The following is a 1,310-nucleotide window of genomic DNA, read 5'->3' as shown; positions in this document are numbered from 1 at the left end:
GAATCAAGCCGGGTTTCGTGGAGGCCTCAACTCTTGAGAGAATGAGGCATGAAGAAATCCAATACCTACTCCCCCGAAGTTCGTGAGCGTGCCGTGCGCATGGTCATGGAGCACCGTGATGACTACCCCTCCGAATGGGCTGCCATCGAATCCATCGCGCCCAAGATCGGCTGTGTCCCCCAGACCCTGCACGGTTGGGTGCGTCGCCAGCAGACCGATGCCGGCGTCATTCCTGGCCCAACCACCGAGGAGCGGCAGCGCATCAAGGATCTCGAACGCGAGAACCGCGAACTGCGTCGAGCCAACGAGATCCTGAAGCTGGCCAGCGCGTTTTTCGCCCAGGCGGAGCTCGACCGCCGCATCAAGAGCTGAAGCGCTTCGTCGACACGTACCGAGATCGCTTCGGGGTCGAGCCGATCTGCCGTGTGCTGCAGATCGCCCCGTCTGGCTATCGCCGCCATGCGGCGCAATGTCGGCAGCCAGAACGGCTGTCGGCGCGTCGCCGGCGCGACCTGGTCCTGATGCCTGAGATCCAGCGCGTCTGGGAGGAGAACATGTCCTGCTATGGCGCCCGTAAAGTCTGGAAGCAGCTGCGTCGCGAACGTATCTACACGGCGCGCTGCACCGTGGCCCGGCTTATGAAGCAGCTCAAGATCGAAGGCATTCGTCGTGGCAAGGTGGTCAAAACGACGATTCAGGACAACAAGGCCGTTTGCCCGCTGGATCGTGTGCAGCGCCAGTTCAAGGCTGACCGCCCGAACCAGCTCTGGGTCTCGGACTTCACCTATGTCTCGACTTGGCAGGGCTGGCTCTATGTGGCCTTCGTGATTGATGTGTTCGCACGCCGGATTGTGGGCTGGCGCGTCAGCCGCCGCATGACCACGGACTTCGTGCTGGATGCGCTGGAGCAGGCGCTGCATGCCCGTCGATTCGATCGCTCAGGTGACCTGATTCATCACAGCGACCGAGGCAGTCAGTATGTCTCCATCAGCTACACCGAGCGGCTGGCCGAAGCCGGTATCGAGCCATCGGTGGGCAGCAAGGGCGACAGCTATGACAACGCGTTGGCCGAAACCATCAACGGGCTGTACAAGACGGAGGTCATCCATCGTCAGTCCTGGAAAAGCCGGGAGGCGGTCGAGATGGCAACATTGGACTGGGTTCACTGGTACAACACGAAACGACTGATGGAGCCGTTGGGTGATATCCCGCCGGCGGAAGCTGAGGCAAACTTCTACCGGCAGCAAGCAGGTCAGGCCATGGCGGCCTGACTTAAACGAAACGGCCTCCACGGAAACCGGCTTGATTCA

General features: G+C 61.2%; 1 protein-coding gene and 1 other annotated feature. The gene reads left to right on the top strand.

The window, feature by feature from the left end:
- Positions 1-48 precede the first annotated feature (48 nt).
- Positions 49-1,271 (top strand): IS3 family transposase gene (locus tag N878_RS20735; RefSeq protein ID WP_111734041.1). Its coding sequence is split into 2 segments (ribosomal slippage): positions 49-337 and positions 337-1,271, totalling 1,224 coding nucleotides; the frame shifts between segments, so codons are not numbered across the junction.
- Positions 327-443 (top strand) — a sequence feature (AL1L pseudoknot). (Overlaps the previous gene by 117 nt.)
- Positions 1,272-1,310 lie beyond the last annotated feature (39 nt).

The organism is Pseudomonas sp. EGD-AK9 (assembly GCF_000465935.2).
Taxonomy (GTDB): Bacteria; Pseudomonadota; Gammaproteobacteria; order Pseudomonadales; family Pseudomonadaceae; genus Aquipseudomonas.
Note: the sequence above shows the minus strand (reverse complement) of the source record. Positions and strands in the feature narration are given on the sequence as shown.